Origin of the sequence: Demequina aurantiaca, from assembly GCF_050598105.1 — a bacterium.
GTDB lineage: Bacteria > Actinomycetota > Actinomycetes > Actinomycetales > Demequinaceae > Demequina > Demequina aurantiaca_A.
The window spans coordinates 2,220,498-2,239,213 of the sequence record NZ_CP192436.1; the positions used below are offsets into that span (position 1 = coordinate 2,220,498).

At 62.4% G+C, this 18,716-nt stretch carries 17 protein-coding genes and 1 pseudogene; 9 read left to right on the forward strand and 9 right to left on the reverse strand.

Annotation, left to right across the window (positions count from 1 at the left end; all coding sequences use genetic code 11):
• Positions 1-176: 176 nt before the first annotated feature.
• The 7 genes and pseudogenes from ACQU6B_RS10055 to ACQU6B_RS10085 all read right to left on the reverse strand — a co-directional run.
• A complete protein-coding gene (locus tag ACQU6B_RS10055) occupies positions 177-635 on the reverse strand; it encodes a pilus assembly protein TadG-related protein (protein WP_430867415.1) in 459 nt (152 codons plus the stop codon).
• Positions 632-1,147: a pilus assembly protein gene (locus tag ACQU6B_RS10060; RefSeq protein WP_430867416.1), complete on the reverse strand. Its 516-nt coding sequence runs from the start codon at positions 1,145-1,147 to the stop codon at positions 632-634. Before ACQU6B_RS10060 ends, ACQU6B_RS10055 begins: the two co-directional genes overlap by 4 nt.
• Positions 1,140-1,538: a TadE/TadG family type IV pilus assembly protein gene (locus ACQU6B_RS10065; RefSeq protein WP_430867417.1), complete on the reverse strand. Its 399-nt coding sequence runs from the start codon at positions 1,536-1,538 to the stop codon at positions 1,140-1,142. Before ACQU6B_RS10065 ends, ACQU6B_RS10060 begins: the two co-directional genes overlap by 8 nt.
• Positions 1,516-1,704, reverse strand: a complete 189-nt coding sequence (locus ACQU6B_RS10070; RefSeq protein WP_430867418.1) for a hypothetical protein — start codon at positions 1,702-1,704, stop codon at positions 1,516-1,518. The genes ACQU6B_RS10065 and ACQU6B_RS10070 overlap by 23 nt, the downstream gene beginning before the upstream one ends.
• A gap of 31 nt (positions 1,705-1,735) precedes the next feature.
• Positions 1,736-2,650: a type II secretion system F family protein gene (locus ACQU6B_RS10075; RefSeq protein ID WP_430867419.1), complete on the reverse strand. Its 915-nt coding sequence runs from the start codon at positions 2,648-2,650 to the stop codon at positions 1,736-1,738.
• Positions 2,647-3,369 carry a type II secretion system F family protein gene (locus tag ACQU6B_RS10080; protein ID WP_430867420.1) on the reverse strand — a complete coding sequence of 241 codons (723 nt, stop codon included), beginning with the start codon at positions 3,367-3,369 and terminating at the stop codon, positions 2,647-2,649. The genes ACQU6B_RS10075 and ACQU6B_RS10080 overlap by 4 nt, the downstream gene beginning before the upstream one ends.
• Before the next feature lie 134 nt (positions 3,370-3,503).
• Positions 3,504-4,469, reverse strand: a pseudogene (locus ACQU6B_RS10085) (CpaF family protein); the annotation flags it as partial.
• A 49-nt stretch (positions 4,470-4,518) separates the two neighbouring features.
• Between ACQU6B_RS10085 and ACQU6B_RS10090 the strand changes: the two are divergent.
• The 4 genes from ACQU6B_RS10090 (at position 4,519) to ACQU6B_RS10105 (ending at position 9,181) form a co-directional block, all read left to right on the forward strand.
• Complete coding sequence (locus ACQU6B_RS10090; RefSeq protein WP_430867421.1) at positions 4,519-5,997, forward strand: recombinase family protein; 1,479 nt, start codon at positions 4,519-4,521, stop codon at positions 5,995-5,997.
• A 668-nt stretch (positions 5,998-6,665) separates the two neighbouring features.
• Positions 6,666-6,926, forward strand: a complete 261-nt coding sequence (locus ACQU6B_RS10095; RefSeq protein ID WP_430867422.1) for a hypothetical protein — start codon at positions 6,666-6,668, stop codon at positions 6,924-6,926.
• 450 nt (positions 6,927-7,376) lie between these two features.
• Complete coding sequence (locus tag ACQU6B_RS10100) at positions 7,377-8,111, forward strand: hypothetical protein (protein WP_430867423.1); 735 nt, start codon at positions 7,377-7,379, stop codon at positions 8,109-8,111.
• Positions 8,112-8,428: 317 nt separating this feature from the next.
• Positions 8,429-9,181: a hypothetical protein gene (locus ACQU6B_RS10105; protein WP_430867424.1), complete on the forward strand. Its 753-nt coding sequence runs from the start codon at positions 8,429-8,431 to the stop codon at positions 9,179-9,181.
• 182 nt (positions 9,182-9,363) lie between these two features.
• On the opposite strand, the gene ACQU6B_RS10110 is transcribed toward ACQU6B_RS10105, so the two are convergent.
• The gene (locus ACQU6B_RS10110) at positions 9,364-9,687 is read right to left on the reverse strand and encodes a DUF2510 domain-containing protein (RefSeq protein WP_430867425.1); all 324 of its coding nucleotides are present in this window, start codon (positions 9,685-9,687) and stop codon (positions 9,364-9,366) included.
• A gap of 258 nt (positions 9,688-9,945) precedes the next feature.
• Between ACQU6B_RS10110 and ACQU6B_RS10115 the strand changes: the two genes are divergently transcribed.
• From ACQU6B_RS10115 to ACQU6B_RS10135, 5 genes are read left to right on the forward strand one after another with little or no spacing between them, the layout of a single operon-like run.
• A complete protein-coding gene (locus ACQU6B_RS10115) occupies positions 9,946-10,395 on the forward strand; it encodes a hypothetical protein (RefSeq protein WP_430867426.1) in 450 nt (149 codons plus the stop codon).
• The gene (locus ACQU6B_RS10120) at positions 10,392-11,894 is read left to right on the forward strand and encodes a DUF3375 family protein (RefSeq protein WP_430867427.1); all 1,503 of its coding nucleotides are present in this window, start codon (positions 10,392-10,394) and stop codon (positions 11,892-11,894) included. Before ACQU6B_RS10115 ends, ACQU6B_RS10120 begins: the two co-directional genes overlap by 4 nt.
• On the forward strand, positions 11,891-12,562 hold the full coding sequence (locus ACQU6B_RS10125; RefSeq protein WP_430867428.1) for a DUF4194 domain-containing protein: 672 nt from the start codon (positions 11,891-11,893) through the stop codon (positions 12,560-12,562). Before ACQU6B_RS10120 ends, ACQU6B_RS10125 begins: the two co-directional genes overlap by 4 nt.
• Entirely contained in the window at positions 12,552-15,965 is a 3,414-nt protein-coding gene (locus ACQU6B_RS10130; RefSeq protein WP_430867429.1) for an ATP-binding protein, read from the forward strand. The genes ACQU6B_RS10125 and ACQU6B_RS10130 overlap by 11 nt, the downstream gene beginning before the upstream one ends.
• Before the next feature lie 5 nt (positions 15,966-15,970).
• On the forward strand, positions 15,971-17,140 hold the full coding sequence (locus tag ACQU6B_RS10135; RefSeq protein WP_430867430.1) for a Wadjet anti-phage system protein JetD domain-containing protein: 1,170 nt from the start codon (positions 15,971-15,973) through the stop codon (positions 17,138-17,140).
• On the opposite strand, the gene ACQU6B_RS10140 is transcribed toward ACQU6B_RS10135, so the two are convergent.
• Positions 17,123-18,568 carry a BRCT domain-containing protein gene (locus ACQU6B_RS10140; protein ID WP_430867431.1) on the reverse strand — a complete coding sequence of 482 codons (1,446 nt, stop codon included), beginning with the start codon at positions 18,566-18,568 and terminating at the stop codon, positions 17,123-17,125. The two genes, ACQU6B_RS10135 and ACQU6B_RS10140, sit on opposite strands and share 18 nt — an antisense overlap.
• Positions 18,569-18,716: the final 148 nt, after the last annotated feature.

Consider the following 18,716-nt stretch of genomic DNA (forward strand, 5'->3'; position numbering starts at 1 on the left):
CTGGCGGGACGGAGAAACCTGGGACCTTAGGCCCTGCCCGCCCCGGTTCAATCGTTTGGGTTCGGATGGTTCCGGTCCGTAGCCACAGTGGTAGCGGACGGCGTCGCTCGCGCCGCCTGCCACCGCGCCAAAGTAGTCCCCCGGCGATGCCGCTCGCCTAGTCGCATCGGCTCGGGCTAAGACGCCCGGGCGGTACCGGTGGCGGTCAGGTCGATCCCGCTCAGGAATGGCAGGATGCCCTCTGCGCCGAGCATCGGATGAACGGTCAGTCCCACGGTGACGACGGCGGTCTGGCCGTCGGGTGTGTCCACCCTCACCACCCGGATGCCCGCCAGTCGCGAGCCGGCCGATGCGACCCGTTCGGCGACGTCCGTCTCCATCCGATGCTGTGACAGCAGTACCCCGCCGGACTCATTCGCCAGCGCGTCCGCTGCGGCCCCCGAGTAATAGGCGTCGAGGTCCGCGGAATCGGCGGCGTCGAGCGCTAACTCGTCAGCGATCGTGGCCAGGCGCATGTGCTCCGAGTGGACCGTCGTCGCGGCGGACACCACCAGGATCAACGCGAGGACGAGGACGGTCATGCCCAGCGTCAGCAGCCCAATCGTGCCGTCGTCCCGCCGCGGGTTTCGCGTCATGGCGCGGCACCCGCGCGGTTCGCCGTGCCGCTGGCTCCTGCGATCCCCGCGACGGGCGATGCGGAGTCCGCGGAGACAGTGACCGCCAGGGGAATCGCGCCGTTGAGGAACGCCGGCACTCCTGGAAGCGGAACACTCACTGTCACCTGGGCGATGACTTCACTTCCGGGCGCGAAGCACGGGAAGTCGCTGCATGCGAGCTCCACCGTGTTTGTCGCGGTACCGAGCCCGAAGTCCGCGAGGGCGACGTCGCTCGCCGCGCGAGCGAAACTCTCTGCCGCGACCTGCGCATCGGCGTCGCTGGCACCGCCCTCGAGTGCCGCGACCCCTTGCACCACCGCGCCGCGCGCCGCGTCCCGAGCGCTCGCTTGCGCGGCGAAGGTGCCCGCCTGGATTCGACCCACCGCAATGACCAGATACACCAGCGGGATCAGCAGCACTAGCGTCAGCGCGATGAACTCGAGCGTCGCGCTGCCGTCATCGGCTGCGCCACGTACGCCGGACCTAGCCACGCGGCACCTCCGCGAGCGCATGGGCCGTGACGTGCTGCTCCCCCACGCCCCACATCCCGACCACCGGCACCTTGGCCACGACCGTGAGCTCGACGGCGGGCACTCCGTCCAGAGCGATCTGCCGCGCGGTGAATTCAGCCGGAATCGCCCCGAGTGCCCCACTCACCAGGGTCTGGGCTCGCGCTTCACCGTCTCCTAGCGACCTGTCCGAGAGCGCCGCGTAATGCGCGCCCTCATGGGCGCTCGAAATCAATATGTTGCGCACATGAAGCGAGAGTGCCAACTGGATCACGCCCAGCGCGACGGCGACCACGAGGATCGCCACAAGTAGGAACTCAACCGTCGCGTTGCCCGCGTCCTGGCGTCGCCTAACCGCCGGTGACGGAGTCAATGGCCGAGTTGAAGACGTCAGCAAGCCGGGGTCCGGCCAACCCCCATATGAGTGCCACGAGGCCGGCGGTCATCAGTGTGATCAACACCCAACCGGGGACGTCGCCCCGGTCGGCGTGACCGGAGTCCTCGCGTGCATCGTGCAAGTACCTCTTAAACATGGACATCTGCTCTCCTCCATTGGTGAGTGTGGTCGAACTAGCCGCCCAGGTTGATGGCAACCAGGCCGGGAAACACGGCGAAGACGATGGTGATCGGAAGGATGAGGAACACGACGGGGACCATCATGGCGATCTCCTTCTTGCCTCCCTGCTCCATCAGTTCGCGGCGGCCCTCGGCGCGAGCGTCCTGGGCTTGGGCGCGCAGTACCGCTGCCAATGGTGTGCCTCGGTCGATCGCGGTGGCCGTCGCATCGGCGAACCTCCTTACTCCACTCGCGCCTGTCCTGCGCGCGAGACCCCGCAGCTCTTCGCTGAGGGGTGCACCTGCGCGTACCTGCGCCAGCGTCTGAGACAACTCGCGTGCGAGCTCGCCGGAGGTGGTGGCGACGACGCGTTCGAGCGCACCGAGAGCGCCCTCGCCCGCGCCGACCGAAAGGGCCAGTAGCTCGGCGATCGTCGGCAACTCTGCCACCATCGCGGACTCGCGGCGGGCGACCTCTTGTGTCAGCGCGTAGTCGCGAGCGGCGAAGCCGCCCAGGCCGAGCGCGACGGTGAGGAAGAGCAATACCAGCGGCGACGAACCGCGCGCGGACACGAGGACCCCGGACGCCAGGAGCCCCGCCACGAGGCCCGCCACCGCCCAGACCACCTGTTCGGCGCGGAACTGGTCCACGCTCAGGGCGGATCCGGCGCGGCGCAGCCGCACCTCGAGCTCCTGAGTCGGCGAGCCCCAACGCGCCACTACCTTTACGCCGTCGCGCATCGCGGGGGCGAGCATCCGCTCAACGAGCGATCTCGCGGGCAGAGGGCCACTGCTTCCGGGCGTGCGGTGGTTGCGGAGTTGCGGCGACAACCTCTGGTCGAGCGTCGCGCGGCGCGCTCCCATCCAGGAGGCGACGAGCACGATGCCGAGTCCCAGCACCAACCCCCAGGCCATGGTCGCCGGATTCATCTCAACACCCGCACTTCGGAAGGCAGGCGACCGATCCTCACCATCAGCCTGTACGCCACCACCGTGACGACGCCGCCGATTGCAAGCACCATGAGGCCCGCCGCGCTGTTGAAGGCGGCGGTGTTGGTGGGCTGGCTACTCAGCAAGGCGAGCACGACCCAGGGCGCGGCGACAGCCAAGCGAGCTGCATTAACCGTCCAGCTTTGGCGGGCTTCGATCTCGCCCCTTGCACGGGCGTCTTCGCGAAGAAACTCGGCGAGCGTGCGCAGGACGTGACCCACGTCGGAGCCACCCACGTCACGGGTGATCCGCAGGGCCTCGACGATGCGATCTGCGACGGGATCGGCGAGCCGCGCTTTGAGCGCGTCCAGGCTGTCGGAGAACTTCCCCGTGGCGCGGTAGTCCTGCGCGAAGGCGTTGAACGCGGGGCGAACCTGCTCCGGCCCAGACTCACCGACTTGCGACAGTGCCTCCGCGAGCGAGAGCCCCGCCCGAATGCCAGAGGCAAGGTTGTCGACGACATCTGGCCAGACCGTGCGCATCGACTCGCGCCGCCCACGAGCCCGCATCGCAACAATCGCGGAGGGAGCGCGCCCGGCCAAGACACCAAAGCACAAGCCGATCGGCAATGACGCGGCGAGACCCCCTACGGTCACCGTCACGAGTCCCGCCGCAATCGCCGATGCCGCGACAAGAGTGCCCGGGGTCACGTTTGGCATGCCGGCTTGGACTAGAGAGTCGGCGACATTGGCGCGCCACCGGGAGTAGCGCGGGTGCTGCGCGGATTCGCCGTCCCACATCGATCGCCAGACAAGAAAGAGTCCGACCCCGAGACACAACCCCCACACAGTCGTCATGTCCCCGGCCCACCCAGAAGGTCTAGGAGCGCTATTCCGTGGTGGGCGAAGCGGTCCTCGTGCGGCGGGAAACCGGTCGCCCTGACGAGTCCGCCTCCCTCCGTCTTGAAGATGTCAGAGACCTCCACCACCCCGTCCTCCACTCGTCCGGACAAGGCGACGATCTCGCGTACACGGCGCTTCCCCCGGTGATCGAGGTCCAGATGGATGACCAGATCGATGGAGGAGGCCACGGTCGGCACGACGAAGCGGTCGGACACGTTCTCCCCGGCGAGCAGAGGAAGCGTGCAGAGCTTCACTACCGCGTCCCGGGCCGAGTTGGAGTGGATGGTACACATGCCGGGTACGCCAGCGTTCAATGCGACAAGCATGTCCAACGCCTCGGCCTCACGCACCTCGCCGATGATGATCCGGCTGGGGCGCATGCGCAGCGCCTCCTTGACGAGGCGGCGCAGAGGGATCTCCCCGGTGCCCTCGAGGGAGGGCTGACGACATTGGAGCCCCACCACATCGCGGACCGAAATCTTCAATTCGAAGACTTCCTCACAGGTCACGACACGTTCACGAGGTGGGATCCCGCCTGCTAATGCGTTAAGCATGGTAGTTTTTCCGGCCTGTGTCGCACCGGACACCACGATGTTGAGACCCGCCACCACCGACGCGACCAGGAAGTCAGCCGCCTGTTGCGTGAGCGAGCCGAGCTCGACCAAGTCCTGCACGTGGCGTGCACGTGCGATGTACTTGCGGATGTTGACGGCCCAATGAGCACGAGTGACATCGGGGATGACCGCGTGGAGCCGCTCGCCGCCGGGGAGGGTCGCGTCCACAAAGGGGCTCGATAGGTCGAGTCGACGACCGGAGACCTTTAGCATCTGCTCTACCAGGTCTCGCACCTGAGTCGCCGTCAGCATTGTGGTGGTGAGTTCCGCTTGACCGTGACGGGCCACGTAAACCTGCGAAGGAGGATAGGTTAACTAGAGATAGCCTGTCACTACACCCACAAGGAGCCCCATGACCCGCGCAGCTATCTACACCCGAATCAGCCGCGATGACGAAGGAACTGCGCTAGGCGTGCGTCGACAGGAGAAGGCCTGCCTCGAACTTGCCCTCCGCAAGGGGTTCGACGTCACGGCAATCCGTAGCGACAACGACATCTCTGCGAGCACCTCAAGCAAGCGCGCGAGACCTGGGTGGAACGCACTTCTCGATGATGTGCGCATGGGGCGAATTGACGTTGTCATTGCCCATTCAACGAGCCGGCTTACACGCCGAGTTCCGGAACTACTGAGCTTCAGCGCACTACTCAACGAGTACGACGTGCGACTTCACGCGTGCACCACTGGCGAGCTGGATATTTCCACCCCGGATGGCCGCCAGATATTCACCATTCTTGGCGCGATGGACACCGCTGAATCGGAACGTGGCTCTGCACGAATCCGTGCAAAGCACAGCGAATTGGCCGAGGCCGGCCGCTACAACGGACCCAGGCCTTTTGGGTGGGACGTGGTGGGAGTGGGGTCATCGGCTGGGCTAGTTGTAAACAAGGCCGAAGCGGCGATCCTCAACCAGTGCATTGACGAGGTCCTGGCTGGCGCATCGATATGGGCAATTACGAAACGCCTAAATGTGCAGGGCGTGAAAACGAGCCGCGGCGGCGAATGGGTGACGCAGGTCCTTCGGCGCATGCTCCTCCGAGAGATGAACATCGGTATCCGCGTTCACCAGCCGATGAAGAACGGCGCCCGCTTTGGACCTGCGACGCGATACAAAGGCCAGTGGGACGCGATCGTGACAGAAGAACGGCAGACTCGGGTCACGAGCATCCTCACTGACCCACGCCGCAAGACGAACAACCGTGGCACCGAACCCCGCTATCTGCTGACTTCGGTGGCCCGATGTGGCGCCTGCGGGGAATCGATGGTGTCTTCGAAGGGGTACGAATACACCATCAAAGGCGGGCTTCGTAAGGACGGCACCCGCGGTCCGTCTCGGCAGCGCGTTTACCCAGCCTCGTACTATTGCGCACACGTGGGTTGCATGAGGGTGCAGCGCAACATGGCCGACGTTGACGACCTCGTGACTGGAACCATACTCGGCGTGCTAGAACGCGACGGAGTGCAAATATTCGGAGGCGATCAGGGCGCAGCCACCGCGGCACGCGAGACTGCCGACATACTGAAGGCGAGGCTCGCGGTGGCTGCAGACCAGTACGCCGATGGGCTCCTCGAGATCGACCAACTGTCGAGAATCACACAGAAGCTTCGACCACAGGTCGCCGAGGCAGAAGCTCGATTCTTGGCAGCGCAGCCCTCCCCCGCTTTAGCTCAGTTCACCGGAAAGGAAGTCAGAACTGCTTGGGAGAACGCCTCGATCCCGACTCGCAAGGGCGTGATCGCGACCATGGGGATGGTAATCACCATCCTGCCGATCGGATCCGGCAATGGGGCTGTCTTTGATCCCTCGAAGGTACAAATCACGTGGCCCTCCTAGCTCTTTCTCATATGTCGGGCATCGTGACACAGATGCGAAGTAGCCTGCGTGTGAGCCAAACGCCTTGCCTCCGTCGCGACGATTCCACGAGTAGACAGAGTCCGCCCGCCGTAGAGGGCGTGGAAGCTCAGGTGTGATCGCTCCCTGAAAGATGTCGCAGACGAGAGCTGAGAGCGAAAACTGGGCCACGATGTGGCCTCCTCTGGGAAACCAGAAAAGGTGACTCGAACGAACGACAACAATCTGTTCCTTCGGAGCCCCCTTGCCCACTGCTACCTCCTCACGCCTGCTCGCACCACAAGAACGCCCGCCCGTCAGCGTCGAGCGACTACTCTCAGCGCCTCCGCGAGATCACGCCCCTCCAGAGGATGGCTCCGCCAGCACCCTGGCCGAGTCGATTGACGAGGCGATCGAGCGCAACGTAGCGAACGCTCCGCGCCTCACCGCAAGACAGCGGGAACGCCTGTCGACGGTGCTGAGCGCAGGCTCTCAGTAGCCACACGGGCTCCACTCCGGTTGCGATGCCGACGTCTCCGCGTAAAGAGATAGACCACACCCGCCAATAATCCGCACATCAAGAACGAGGCCGGGGCCTCGACCCCCGGACCCTCTCGTCATCACAAATCAGAGAAACAGAAAGCAAACCAACTACCAAAAGGAACAGCAATATGACCCCCATCAAAGCAAACCCCGATGAGCGACTCGTAGCGTTTTACGAATCCGCGTACAACTACCTCCGCAAGAATCCCGGCTTCGACGGTACGTCCCAGCCCGCCGAGGGCGGGCTCACCCGACGTGGCGTAGACCCATCGGCTGCCAAGCCATGGCCAGGAGCCGACACGGTGAATAGCCTGAGTCGCGACGAGTGGGTCCGGGCCAGGCTCGACGCTGTGGCGCGAGGCGACGAGGAGTCCCCACTGCGGAGCTAACCCGGTCCCAACTCGAGGCCCCGTCTGTCATCACGACAGACGGGGCTTCGCCTTTTGACGTCGAGTACATCGCAGAACCGATCAACCTTTGACTCGAATCACGTGGGACGCAGAACACGGCCTCCCACACTCGCTTGCGAAAAGTGGACCTCGCGGAACATGCCCGTGCACACCGTGACCAGACAGGCTCCTTCGGCCTAGGCCGGACGAGAGACTCGCTCCGCGGCCAACGGGCGCCGGCGACGCCTCCATGTGCTGGCCCACCTCAGCTCAACCCGTTCATGACGTCCGGTGGCGCGACGCCCACACAAGCCGTGCCTGAATCGCACCCCGCATCGTCACGAGCGATACCAGACCAATCGTACCGGTATCGTCGTACCGGTACGATTGTACTCAGTACACAATTTGCGGTACGATGTACTGGTGCAGCGCGCACCAGAGGAGAGCACTATGACCGAGACCAATGCCAGCAGCGACCTCAACGTCCGATCCCTCCCTCAGGACGAACTCGTCGCACTGCGGGAGCTCTACAAAGACACGACGCTGGGCACTGCCGTTGATCGCGCGGCGGCCGTGATCGAGAAGCTCTGCGTCCAGCACGGTCAGATCCCCACCGCGAGCAGCCTTGCGCTGGAACTGGGCGGCAGCAAGACCACGTGGATCAAGGCCCGCCACGCCAAATTCGAGGAGTTGCAAACGGAACGGGAACAGGCCATCTCCGACCAAGCCGCCGCCGGGACCGTGGATCTGACCTCAGTCATCGACGGCGCCGCTATGCAGGTCAAGACCGCCACCGATGCTGCCGTACAGGCCGCGATGCTCGCGACATTCGAAGGCGTCACGGCCGAGGCCTACAGCAGCGGTCGGAAGGCTGGCGTCGAGGAGACAGAAGCGCTGTACACCGACCGCCTGAATAGCGTCACCGCCCAGCGCGACAACGCTCACGACGAAGCAGTAATCGCAGGTGCCGCTGAAGACACCATGCGTTTGCATCTGGCCGAGTTGAACCTCGCGCTCGAGGACGCGAAGGCCGCCGCGGAGTCCACCGCGCGAGGACTAACTGAGCAGATCGAGCAACTACGAGTCGAGCGCGAGCACGCTCGCCTGGAAGCCGCCGAGGCTAAGGGCGCGCTGGCGGTATGGATGCTCAACACGGACCAAGCGGCGGCACCCAAGACCGCGTAACCGCTGCCCGCCGACTGGCACCACCCCAACAACGACCCGTGCAGGTCGAGGGCGAGCCACTTGGGACATGCCTCACATTTCACCTCGACCGTGCGTTCAGAATGGGTGTTCACCAACCATCGACCTCGCGCCCTGTTATTGAACGGGTATTTGAACACCGGGCAGGTGAACCCGGAAATTCTTGCGAAATCAACAAACCCGTGTTCAGCAACGACCGATCTCTGAACGCGCATTGCTCGAGTTCGACCATGGCATGAATATGGGACGGCACAAATCCGCACCTCGAACGTCACTCGCGAAGTTGTTATGCTCCCGCCATGAGGAACTACACACGATTTGCCGCGCTGGCGGCTCTGCCCATTGCTGCCTTAACGCTTACCGCATGCAGTTCGGGGGAAGCGGACCTCGACCTGCAAGCAGGCTGGGACAGGCTGATGTTGCAGAACTCTGCTAGTGCCGTCAACACTGAACTCGACTTTCTTACCGGTGAACTCGTGTCCTCGGCAGAGGAGGGCGGCACCGGTCTTTCACTGAAATCGACCAGCGATAGCGGCAGTGGCGAACTGGAAGCCGCGATCGCCGAGTCAGAGCAGCGCGAATGTGAGAGTTACGTCGACCCTATCGGCGATGCGCTCAGTAGTCAGGGTTTCGACATTTCGATGCTTCTCTACTACACCGTGTGGGCAGCATCGAGTAGCGCAGTTTCCGACGAATACGTTGACGCCAGCCGTGCCGTAGGCGCCTGGGTTGAAGAAAATCAAGGTGAAATTGAGAATCTCGAAGTCGGCTCCGCGAGATACAACGAGATTGTCGTCGAGCGGGCGGCTGAGCAAGAGGAGCACTGGAATGACGTTTACCCCGAACTGACGGCGGAACGGGAGCAAGTCCGCGCCATGGAAGCGGATGCTCGTACCCGATCCCGGACCTCGCAAATGGTGCGCGAAGCACAGGATTTCTACATCAGGGTTTGCGGCATCGAAGTGCCTGACGACTACGTCTTCCCCACTCCCGAGGAACTAGAAATTGCGGTTGATCAAGCGTACCTAGACTCCACGAACCCTGATAACTAGTCCATTAGTAGTCATCGGAGAGCATTTCGCAGGCGCTTGCCTGTACTACCTCACCAGTCGCTGCGTCAGTTGTCACCGAATCGGTCAGCAAACCATGATGGCTTCTCGGGCTGAACGGCTCCAAGTTCCCGCGATTCCTTTGTCCCCATTGGTGCTTGCGCCCCTTAACAGTGCAAGTAGAGCTAGCAGTCGCTCTCCCGACCCTCCAATATGCAGTCAATCTTGCTCTGGGTAGTGTCTCCAGCATGCTGAGCTGAGTAGACCATCCAGCCAATGAAGCCAATCAAGGCGAGACCCATCGCGACCGCAACCAGCGTGCGCCAACCCTCCCAGCCCGCTGCGGCCCGACCTACAGGTTCCGCAGAGACAACTGGGCGGTCTCGGGGCTTCGTGTGCTCAGCCCATTCCACCCCATCCCAATAGCGACTAGACGCTATATCCTGCGGATCGTCATACCAGCCTGGCTCAGGTGCATTTGTCATAACGGCAATCTTAGTGATGCACATGAACGCTGGAGGCTGCTGGAAGGAACACTCGCCAGTCAAAATTTGAAGCTCGGTCCAGCTCGAATTGAGGATCGGACCCGAGGGCTTCGCTCTGGGCGACTCCGGGAACTCAACCGCGAAATAAACACAGTGCAGCACCGAGGCATCGTATGGTCATACAAAGGTTCTACGTCATGGAATAAACATCACATGACTTCCCAATGTCATATGGCTATGCCGTGGTTTCCTCGATGACGGCTCGACTGAAAGGGGGCGATCATGCCGCTACTCGGCTTCTCCGCAAATGCGACGCTCAACCTCTGGCTGCTTCAGCGCGCCGAGCGGATAAATTCAGAAGTCACCACGGGTACACAAGCCAAGGTCGAATTGGGACTTTGGCGCGGAGCGCTGCGGCTGGAACTGCGTCGTTCCCAGTGGACACTCAATGAGCTGGCGTACCTAAGTGCCCTGGGGTGCAACTCGGAGATGGACGACTCTGTGCCAACCGCGCTCACGTCGCTGGCTGGAGACGCTGAGCCTGATCTTGCTACCAAGCACAACATCGACCACGACCGGATGACGGTGCGGCTGGCGCAACTTGGGCCTGTACAGGATCGCGCGTTGCGTGAGGCGCTGACCCGGTTCCGTCTTGAGAGGCACACCCCCGACTTAGACGGTTGGTCACGGGTGGGCGTCCATAGCGATGTCGAGACCGTGGACACTGCATGAGTTCTAGCCCAAGCATCCGTGTCGAGCGTGAGCGAGTCAGGACGGCCTACGACAAGCCAGTCCTGAAGTTGCTCGGCTCGCGCACCTCAGACTTCCAAGTGGCCGCGCTGCGGTTCATGTTCGACGGTTCTGGGTTGAAGGTCGACTACAACCACGCTGTTGTCAGGCTCGATGATGCCTTGGAGGATACGCCGGCCGACGAGCGTCCCAACAAAGACGGTCGCGCGCTCATAGCGGATTGGCTGCAGCAGCGGCTGTTGCGCTCGGACGACGGCGAGGAGGGCGAGCGGATCCTGAGCTTGACTTCCGCTGCGCAATCCGTGCTGCAGTTTGTCGACAACGAAACCAATGTTCGCCCGCTACTAGGCGAGTCGCGGGTGACCGCGATCACTGAGACTATTGCGGACCTTGCCGCGCGCACGACGGGCTCCAAAGACGCCAGGATGGCGTCACTTGCCCACCAGATCACCGAGTTGACCAACGAACTCGAGCGCCTCGAGGCTGGCGGCGAACTCATTGAGATCACTCGCGACGAGATCATCGACCAGGTCAGCCATTTGCTTGACATGACGAGCACGCTGCCGGAGCAGTTCACGAAGGTCGCTGAGGCGATCCGCGGCAACCACCAATCGGTGGCATCGCGCCTACGAGGTGCCGACGCTGCCCAAGGCGAAGTCGCCCGTGAGTTCCTTGCATCTCACGATGCCCTGTCAGCCACAGCAGAAGGCCGCGCCTATTCGTCTGCCGCCGAGATTCTGCGATCCGAAGACCGCGTAGCAACGCTGGCCGACAATATCGACATCACGCTGAGCCATCCTGCTACTGAGGCATTGACTCCGACCGAGCGGATGCGGCTGTCCCGACTGCCGCAGGAATTAGCAGCCGGCATCGAGACCGTGCGCGGCGAACACCGCCGCGTCACCGGTACCTTCTCGCGTTACCTGCGGGCATCTGATCCGGTCGCCGATCGCGAAGTGGTGCGGGTGCTGAAAGAAGCAATGGCATCGCTACAGGGCTGGATGGAACAAGCCCAGCCGCGCGACAGCATCGATGTGCATGTCCTCAATGAGGGCGTGCTGGAACTTGGCCGGCTACCCAACAGATGGCCCGAAGCTGATCAGTACGCCGCTCCCGCGATGCCGACCGCAGACCCTGGTGTCGGAGGGGCGCGATTGAATGTTGACGAGTTGAAGTCGTTAGGTGGCCCGCAGACGCGGGTCGTGCTCGAATGGATGCGGTCTGAGGTGCGTGACAACGAGGCGCGCACGCTGGGGGAAGTATTCGCTCATCTACCTGACGACCTAACTCGACCGGTGGAAATCGTTGGGCTGATAACCGAGGCACGCTCGTTAGGTGCGCGCATGGGAATTGGTCAGACCGAAACCGTCCTGAGTCGTCGCAGCGACGGCTCGACTAGGCGCCTCACGGTGCCGTTGATCTATCTCACCGATGGCGGTGAGTTCGATGTTTCGAACGACAGTGCTGGGGGCACACCATGACCGTTGACGAGGTCGGCGAAGACCAAGCACAAGGCTACTTTCCGGGAGACACCGGCACGCTGAAGTACGATGGGCGCCGCGTACTGAGGCAGTTATTGGGCAAGACGTATATATCCTCCGAGTCGGACTCTGCACTGTGGCAGGCGCTACTTGAGAACGAGAGTGACGTGCGCAGCGCGCTGTCGGACCTTATGTGCGAACTGCGAGTCGACCGCGACCGGGAAATCGCGATGAAGTGGCAGGTGCCCGCGGAAGATGGCGACCTGCCGTCTCTCATTCGGCCCCGCCAGTACACCCGCGAAGAAGCTGCCGTCATGCTTATTGCGCGAGATGAGCTCCTGCGAGCGCGCACCGGTGACACCGACGACGGTCAGATGCGGCTGGAAGCATGGCTCGACGTCGAAGAGATCATCGACTCAGTGATGGCCTTTCCCGCAGTCGCAGACAACCGTCCAGACCTTGCCCGCGCCAGAGCAGTCACCGCAGTGGAGTCTCTACGCAAATTGAACGTTCTGGTCGGTAGGCCGGATGCAACGAGGCTGAAGGTCAGCCCTGTCATCGAGGTCCTGCTACCCATCTCCAAACTCGAAGAACTTGCCAGATGGCTGCGCCCTGTCGCAGCCCCCGATATGCAGAACGAGATCCAGGGGACGCGCCATGACAGTTGAGACCCTTGATATAGAGATCGCGAACGTGACTAAAGCGCCCAACGAGCAGTGGCGTGGCGAGTCGATTCAGATGGTCGACTGGGGCAACATGAGCGGCCATGTGACCGTTGAACTCGGGGGTCAGTCCGTGCTGATGACCGGTGAGTCTGGCACGGGCAAGTCCACCGTACTCGACGCTGTATTGGCACTCATGCAGTCATCGTCAGTGCGCTTCAACTCTGCGTCAAACGCCACAGGCGGAGGGCGTGCGCGCTCAGGTGTCCAGCGCAACGAGCTCACTTATCTGACAGGCAAGATTGACGACTACGAGCGAGCAGATGGTGAGATCGTCTCGCATTGCCTGCGCCCTGTCGACAACGAGTCGCGCTGGGGAGCCCTGGCCATGACGTTTACCTCGAACACCGGCAAGACGTACACGATCGTGCGGGCGTACTTCGTTCCTCGAGGCGCCAGTGAACGCACTGAAATCAAGCAGCGTTGCGCGACCATTGAGGGCCGTTTCGACCTCATGCAACTGGTATCGGCGGCCGAGTCGCGTTTCGAAAAGACGGCGATGCGCAGCCTCGGCCTGCAGCCCTACGACGGTCCCGGTCCTTTTCATGCCGCGATGTATCGCACCTTGGGATTCGGCAAAGACGGCGACCAGGTGGTCTCCTTACTGCGCCGCATCCAGGCGGGTCAAGACGTCGGCTCCGTCGACGAACTGTTCTCTGAAGTAGTGCTGGAGAAGCCTGAGACCTTCGCACAGGCCGACGTCGTCGTTGAGTCCTTCTCGGAGTTGAAGACGACGTACTTGGAGATGACATCCGCGGTAGACAAGCTGGCAGTGCTGCGCCCCATCGTGGGACTCAAGCGCGACCTTGATGAAGCTGGCGCACGTCTGGACGACCTGGACTCTTTGCATCTGAACCACGCTGGTCGCACGCCGTTCACGATGTGGTCGGCTACGGCAGAGAAGTCCCGCCGAGTGGCAGCGCTCGACGTGGCTGAACGCGAACGCCCTGACGCAATCGCGGCTGCACGTCATGCCGAGCACGTAGAAACGGCAGCCAACGACCACGTCGTCGCGCTGACGCGTTCACTCGAAGACGCTAGCCAAGGACTCACCGCACTGGAAGAGCGCGAGAAGCAAGCCCGCCTGCACGTAGAGCGCGTCAGCGTTCGCCGCACGGCCTTCAACGAGAACATCAAGCTCCTTCGTATCACTATCAATACTCGTGATGACCATGCTTCGCTGATGGCTAACCTTGGCGACCTCACGGCGCGCATCGACGAGCAGCGCAAGGAGTTCACGACCACCCTGACCTCGTTTGGCGCTCAAAGTGGTCGCCTTGAAGACCAGCACCGCGAGATCAACGCAGAGATCACCTCACTGAAGGGCCGGCGAGGCCGCATTCCGGCGCAACTCGACGCGATCCGCAACACTATCGCGGCACATGTCGGCTGGTCACCAGACGACTTGCCGTTCGTCGGTGAACTCGTGGACGTGCCGCCCGAGCATGAAGGTTGGCGTCAAGCGGCTGAGGCCGTGTTCGCAAGCGTCGCTACGCGTCTGGTAGTGCCGGCCAGCCAGCGTCATCATTTCCAACGCTCCCTCGACTCGCTGCGTATCGACCGCCGTATCAATTTTGACTTCGCGACCGACAGCGCACCGCACGTTGACACCAGCGACAGCCGCCGGTTGATTTCGCACCTGATCTTCAACCTCGAGTTCCAGTACAGCGACTGGCTCATCGACCGGATCGATCGTGCGGGCGGACGCTATCTGTGTGTGGAAGACGCCTCTGGCTTTGAAGCGCATGACAATGAGTCCCGCGTCGCCCGCTCGGGCCAGGTCTCCCACCAGCACTCGGGAGCGCACGGCGGTGGCAAAGGGCGCATCCTGGGCTTCTCCAACGAAGACCTGATCGAACTTTACGAGTCAAGGCTCAGTGCGCTTGAGGCCGAGATGCGAGTGCTCGACCAGCAGCGCGATGACGCCCACGCTCAGTTCGCCAGTCACAACGAGCGCTCCAACGCGCTCAAGGCCCTGACCCAGTACTCCCAGTGGCCTGACATTGACGTCGCTACCGCAGACCGCGATGCCAAGTCGCTGCGCGACCAGATTGAGCAGATCCTCAACTCTGACGACAAGATCCGCGAATTGCGCGGGCAACTTGAGTCGGCCAAATCCGAGGCCAAAGAGGCCGCGGACACGCGAATGCGTGCGGAGGATCACCGCCAGGCGCTGAAGCAAGCGATCGGCGAGCATGAGGACCAGTTGCGACTGCTCGACGACGACCTTGCGGCCGTAGAGCGTGGCGAGGTGACGCTCACGCAGGCGCATATTGCGCTGTGTGACGCCATGGCAGACAAGTCTGGACTCACCAACGATGTGGAAGGCTTCGCATCCGCCGTGGAACGCGTGCGTCGCAACCTCTTGGAGTCCATCGCGCCGTTGCAGAGCACCATGGTGAAGTGCAGCGACGCACTTCGACTCGCGTTCGGCCAATACCGCCGCAACTGGGGCGATGTAGCCAACGACTCGACTGATGTGGCCGAGTACTCGCTTTACGCTGGCATTCTGGCTGACCTGGTGCGATCAGGACTGGACGGAGTACGTGACGACTGGTGCGCCAAGACTCTGGCCTGGAGCGCTGATGACCTGCTGACGCTGGCGCTGACGTTCCGCGATGCCCGCGGTGAGATTCAACAGCGCATTAAGAACGTCAACGACCTCCTGGTGACGGTTCCGTTCGGCGCCGGGGAGGACCGGCTGCAACTCGAGGCGAAGAAGAGGATCCCGCCACGTGTGCGGGACTGGGAGAAGGAGTTGCGCGAGCTCGCCAACGACGTTCCCTACGCGCACGGCGCCGACGACGGGGACAAGCGCTTCCGTGAGATAGAGATGCGCTTCAAGCGCATCGAAGCATTGGTCGACAAGATCAGCGCCGACAAGGGCCGCGGCACCACCGAGGACACTTTGCGTCGCGACATCCTCGACGTGCGGCGTCACGTAAAGATCTCTGCGCACAGGTTGTCGGCCGACACTGGAGAGCGGGTCGCCACGTATTCGTCGTTCGCGGCGAAGTCCGGCGGCGAGACGCAGGAACTCACAGCGTTCATCACGGGTGCGGCGCTACGGTTCCGCCTGGGATCCGCGGACGGCCTCGGAACCCGGTACACGCCGGTCTTTTTGGACGAGGGTTTCGTCAAGGCCGACGGCAAGTTCACCGGCCGCGCAGTACGCGCCTATGAGGCCCTCGGCTTCCAGCTCATCGTCGCGGCGCCAGTGGAGAAGTTCTCCGCTATGGAGCCGTACCTGCAGCGGCTGTTTGTGATGTCGAAGGACTCCACTGGCCGCGGCTACTGCGACCAACTCACTCACGAAGAGGCCCAGGCGAAACTGGGTGCCAGCCAGTGAGAAGGGTGTCTGAAGTCTCCAAGCTGATCACAAGTAGAGTGCGCTCGACGTGGCGCGAGGAAATCGCAGGCCAGGATCTCAGCCAACCGCTACCGTGGTCGTTCACTGTGGGTAAGCCCACTGCTGACGACCTGGATCGGTCGCTCGGCAAAGTGCGTGAGTGGGCGCTGGGCATTGAAACCTTCGCGGAGAAGTACGAACTGACCGTCCAGCGTGCGCCGCGGCGCTCGTCACTGGGGCTGAAGCAGACTGTGCCATCGCGGCTGGTGATCGACAGCTTCGAGTCGGCTGCCCGTGTAGCCGGACTGATGTCAGAGCTGATCCGGGACAGAGACCGGATGGCCAAGTTGCGAATGGTCGCGGTGCCTAGCGTGAAGACCAGCGACATCGCAGGCGCTATTCATCGCATCCGCACCTGGAGCGAGCAGGACCTCAGCATTCTGGTGGCCGCCGTGTCCTGGTTTGAAGCCAACCCAGCAGCCGGCATGACCGCGCGGGAGGTCCCAGTGCCGGGCATGAATTCCAAGTGGCTGAGCCTGTCTCGGCAAAAAGAGATCGCAGTGCTGCTTGGTCTCCAAGAGTTGGGCCTAACCGCAGGCCGCCCACAACGAGCGAACTTCCGCTACCTCGACACTGATCATTTGGCGGCCGGCGGCAGGCAGTTCGATGTCGCAGCAGCCGGAGACGTTAACAAGCCCGCGTACCTGCCGCAGACCGTTGTGATCTGCGAGAACGTCGACTCAGCGCAGCAGTTGCCTTCAATGCCGGAAGCAATCGTGTTCGAGGGCGACGGCTACGCCGGCGCAGTGTTGATCAGCCAACTCGAGTGGGTCCAGCAGGCGCCGGCCCTGCTCTATTGGGGCGACATGGACGTCGATGGCTTGGCGATCGTGAACATGTACCGGGCTCGCGGGCTAGCCATACAGACGCTGCTGATGGACCTGGACGCGTACAACACCTACGTTGACCGCGGCGTCAGCGTGGATCGCCGCGGAGCCCCGCTGCGCGTGCAGGCTACGCCGACGCTACCGCACCTGACCGCCGGCGAGGCTGCATTGTTGGAGCACCTGTGCGAGCCAGGCCACAGCCAGCCAAGGCGCATCGAGCAGGAGCAGTTACCCAGGCAGGTGGCTGTTGAGCTGATTGCTGATGCGGCGCTAGATCCCGGGCGCTAAGCGTTTAAGTTGCTCGATCAGCAACTCATACGTAGCGACGGGCACACCAAGTTGGGCTGCTCGTCGAATCTTGGAGGTTGTCACGTCGAGGTCTTGCGCAACCAACAGGTCTGTATCGACGTTAACCGTACGCGACACTTCGATTCCGATGCTTTGAAGCCGCGAAGTTAGTTCCGCACGACTCACCCCTGGAGCGGTGCCCGTCACACAGATTCGAGTTCCCGCTCCGATCTCGACTCCAGAGCTATTGACGACTTCGGGCTTCGCCCTGGGTTCCTGAACCTCAGTTGAACCGCGTGGCGCCTGGTAGTCGACTGGAAGGTAGGTGCGGAGTTGCACCACGATCGGGGCAGACGCATCCCACATTTCAGTCCACCCGTCTACGCGCTGGTCTACGGGTTCCCCTGTTGCCGGCCAGGGCCTCACCGCCCGGACCACATTGGACTCCACGGCTAAAGCGGTGCCTCTGTTTGGAACCTCGAGCAGGTCTACGAGTTCACCACCACGCTGTTTTTGAAGTACAAGTCGCGAGTCCTTGTACGCGCCAGTAATCCCAACCTTGTACGTGTTCCATCGAGCGAAGTGGAAAAGGTAAACCTTGTGCGGGGATGACGGCTTCGCCGCGCCGTCACACTCAAAACATGGGACAACGCCACCCAGAAGCTGCCGCAGACTCGTGAAGCGGCGGGTTCCACATCGTAAACACTCGAGGTCTTGCTCCACATCGGTCCCGATTTGCGGGGCGACCGCGCGCATCCCCAGGCGTTCGAAACCCATCTGTACGTCACGCGGGCATGTCCCACGCGGTTTGGTTTGCGCACACGATTGACACGCACACCAACGGCCCTGCAGTTCGGAATCCATTCGACGCATGAGAAAAACGCTCTCGGTCTGGCATTGCTGGCAACGGGCTATGACTGGTCGAGTTCCATCGTTGGGCTCGCGAGTGTTGGCGACTAGGTCGTGGTGGACAAGTTCCAGTGTTTGCTTGATTCGCTCCGTCGGCCACCAAATGTTGGCGATTGACTCTACGAGTTGCGGGAAGTCGTTGACGGCCTGAGCGAGCTCGGCGCTGTTGGGATCTGCCTCAAGGAGGTTGAAGAGTTCGGTCTCAAGTGGTGACCGGTGGACGCGCAAATGCTCCGCCCACTTGTCCCAGTGGCACACTCGACAAATGGGTTCTGTGAAGGTGCCCGTGGTCTTGCTGAGCACGTACTGGAAGTAATAGGCGGTCGTGTATCCACACTCAAAGCAGCGCGCTGGCACTCGGGTCTTGTGATCGCGCCACGGCTCCAATGGCTCGGCGCCGCCCGCTCTATAGAAATCCGCGATGCACTCGAGGCACCACGCGGGTCTGATTCTTGTGGTGTACGCAGCCGCTCGCGCGCAGGACTCCGTGGAACAGACCTGAATCTCGGTCAAAGCCATAGCACCCCCGGTCTACTTCCAGTCATGCTAGCCCGGTCACGTTGGAGACTGCCGGCTGAAGTTAGGTTGCTGTTGTTGTACGGGACAGAACACCCACTCCTCGTGTGCGAGCCGATGCGGACGGTAGCAAGAGAGAGGAACGTTTCGT

Coding starts and splice junctions, on each gene's coding strand:
- ACQU6B_RS10095 (WP_430867422.1), top strand. CDS start 6,666: ATGACCCCCATCAAAGCAAACCCCGATGAGCGACTCGTAGCGTTTTAC.
- ACQU6B_RS10075 (WP_430867419.1), bottom strand. CDS start 2,650: ATGAATCCGGCGACCATGGCCTGGGGGTTGGTGCTGGGACTCGGCATC.
- ACQU6B_RS10055 (WP_430867415.1), bottom strand. CDS start 635: ATGACGCGAAACCCGCGGCGGGACGACGGCACGATTGGGCTGCTGACG.
- ACQU6B_RS10120 (WP_430867427.1), top strand. CDS start 10,392: ATGAGTTCTAGCCCAAGCATCCGTGTCGAGCGTGAGCGAGTCAGGACG.
- ACQU6B_RS10105 (WP_430867424.1), top strand. CDS start 8,429: ATGAGGAACTACACACGATTTGCCGCGCTGGCGGCTCTGCCCATTGCT.
- ACQU6B_RS10115 (WP_430867426.1), top strand. CDS start 9,946: ATGCCGCTACTCGGCTTCTCCGCAAATGCGACGCTCAACCTCTGGCTG.
- ACQU6B_RS10140 (WP_430867431.1), bottom strand. CDS start 18,568: ATGGCTTTGACCGAGATTCAGGTCTGTTCCACGGAGTCCTGCGCGCGA.
- ACQU6B_RS10080 (WP_430867420.1), bottom strand. CDS start 3,369: ATGCCAAACGTGACCCCGGGCACTCTTGTCGCGGCATCGGCGATTGCG.
- ACQU6B_RS10130 (WP_430867429.1), top strand. CDS start 12,552: ATGACAGTTGAGACCCTTGATATAGAGATCGCGAACGTGACTAAAGCG.
- ACQU6B_RS10110 (WP_430867425.1), bottom strand. CDS start 9,687: ATGTGCATCACTAAGATTGCCGTTATGACAAATGCACCTGAGCCAGGC.
- ACQU6B_RS10100 (WP_430867423.1), top strand. CDS start 7,377: ATGACCGAGACCAATGCCAGCAGCGACCTCAACGTCCGATCCCTCCCT.
- ACQU6B_RS10070 (WP_430867418.1), bottom strand. CDS start 1,704: ATGTCCATGTTTAAGAGGTACTTGCACGATGCACGCGAGGACTCCGGT.
- ACQU6B_RS10090 (WP_430867421.1), top strand. CDS start 4,519: ATGACCCGCGCAGCTATCTACACCCGAATCAGCCGCGATGACGAAGGA.
- ACQU6B_RS10125 (WP_430867428.1), top strand. CDS start 11,891: ATGACCGTTGACGAGGTCGGCGAAGACCAAGCACAAGGCTACTTTCCG.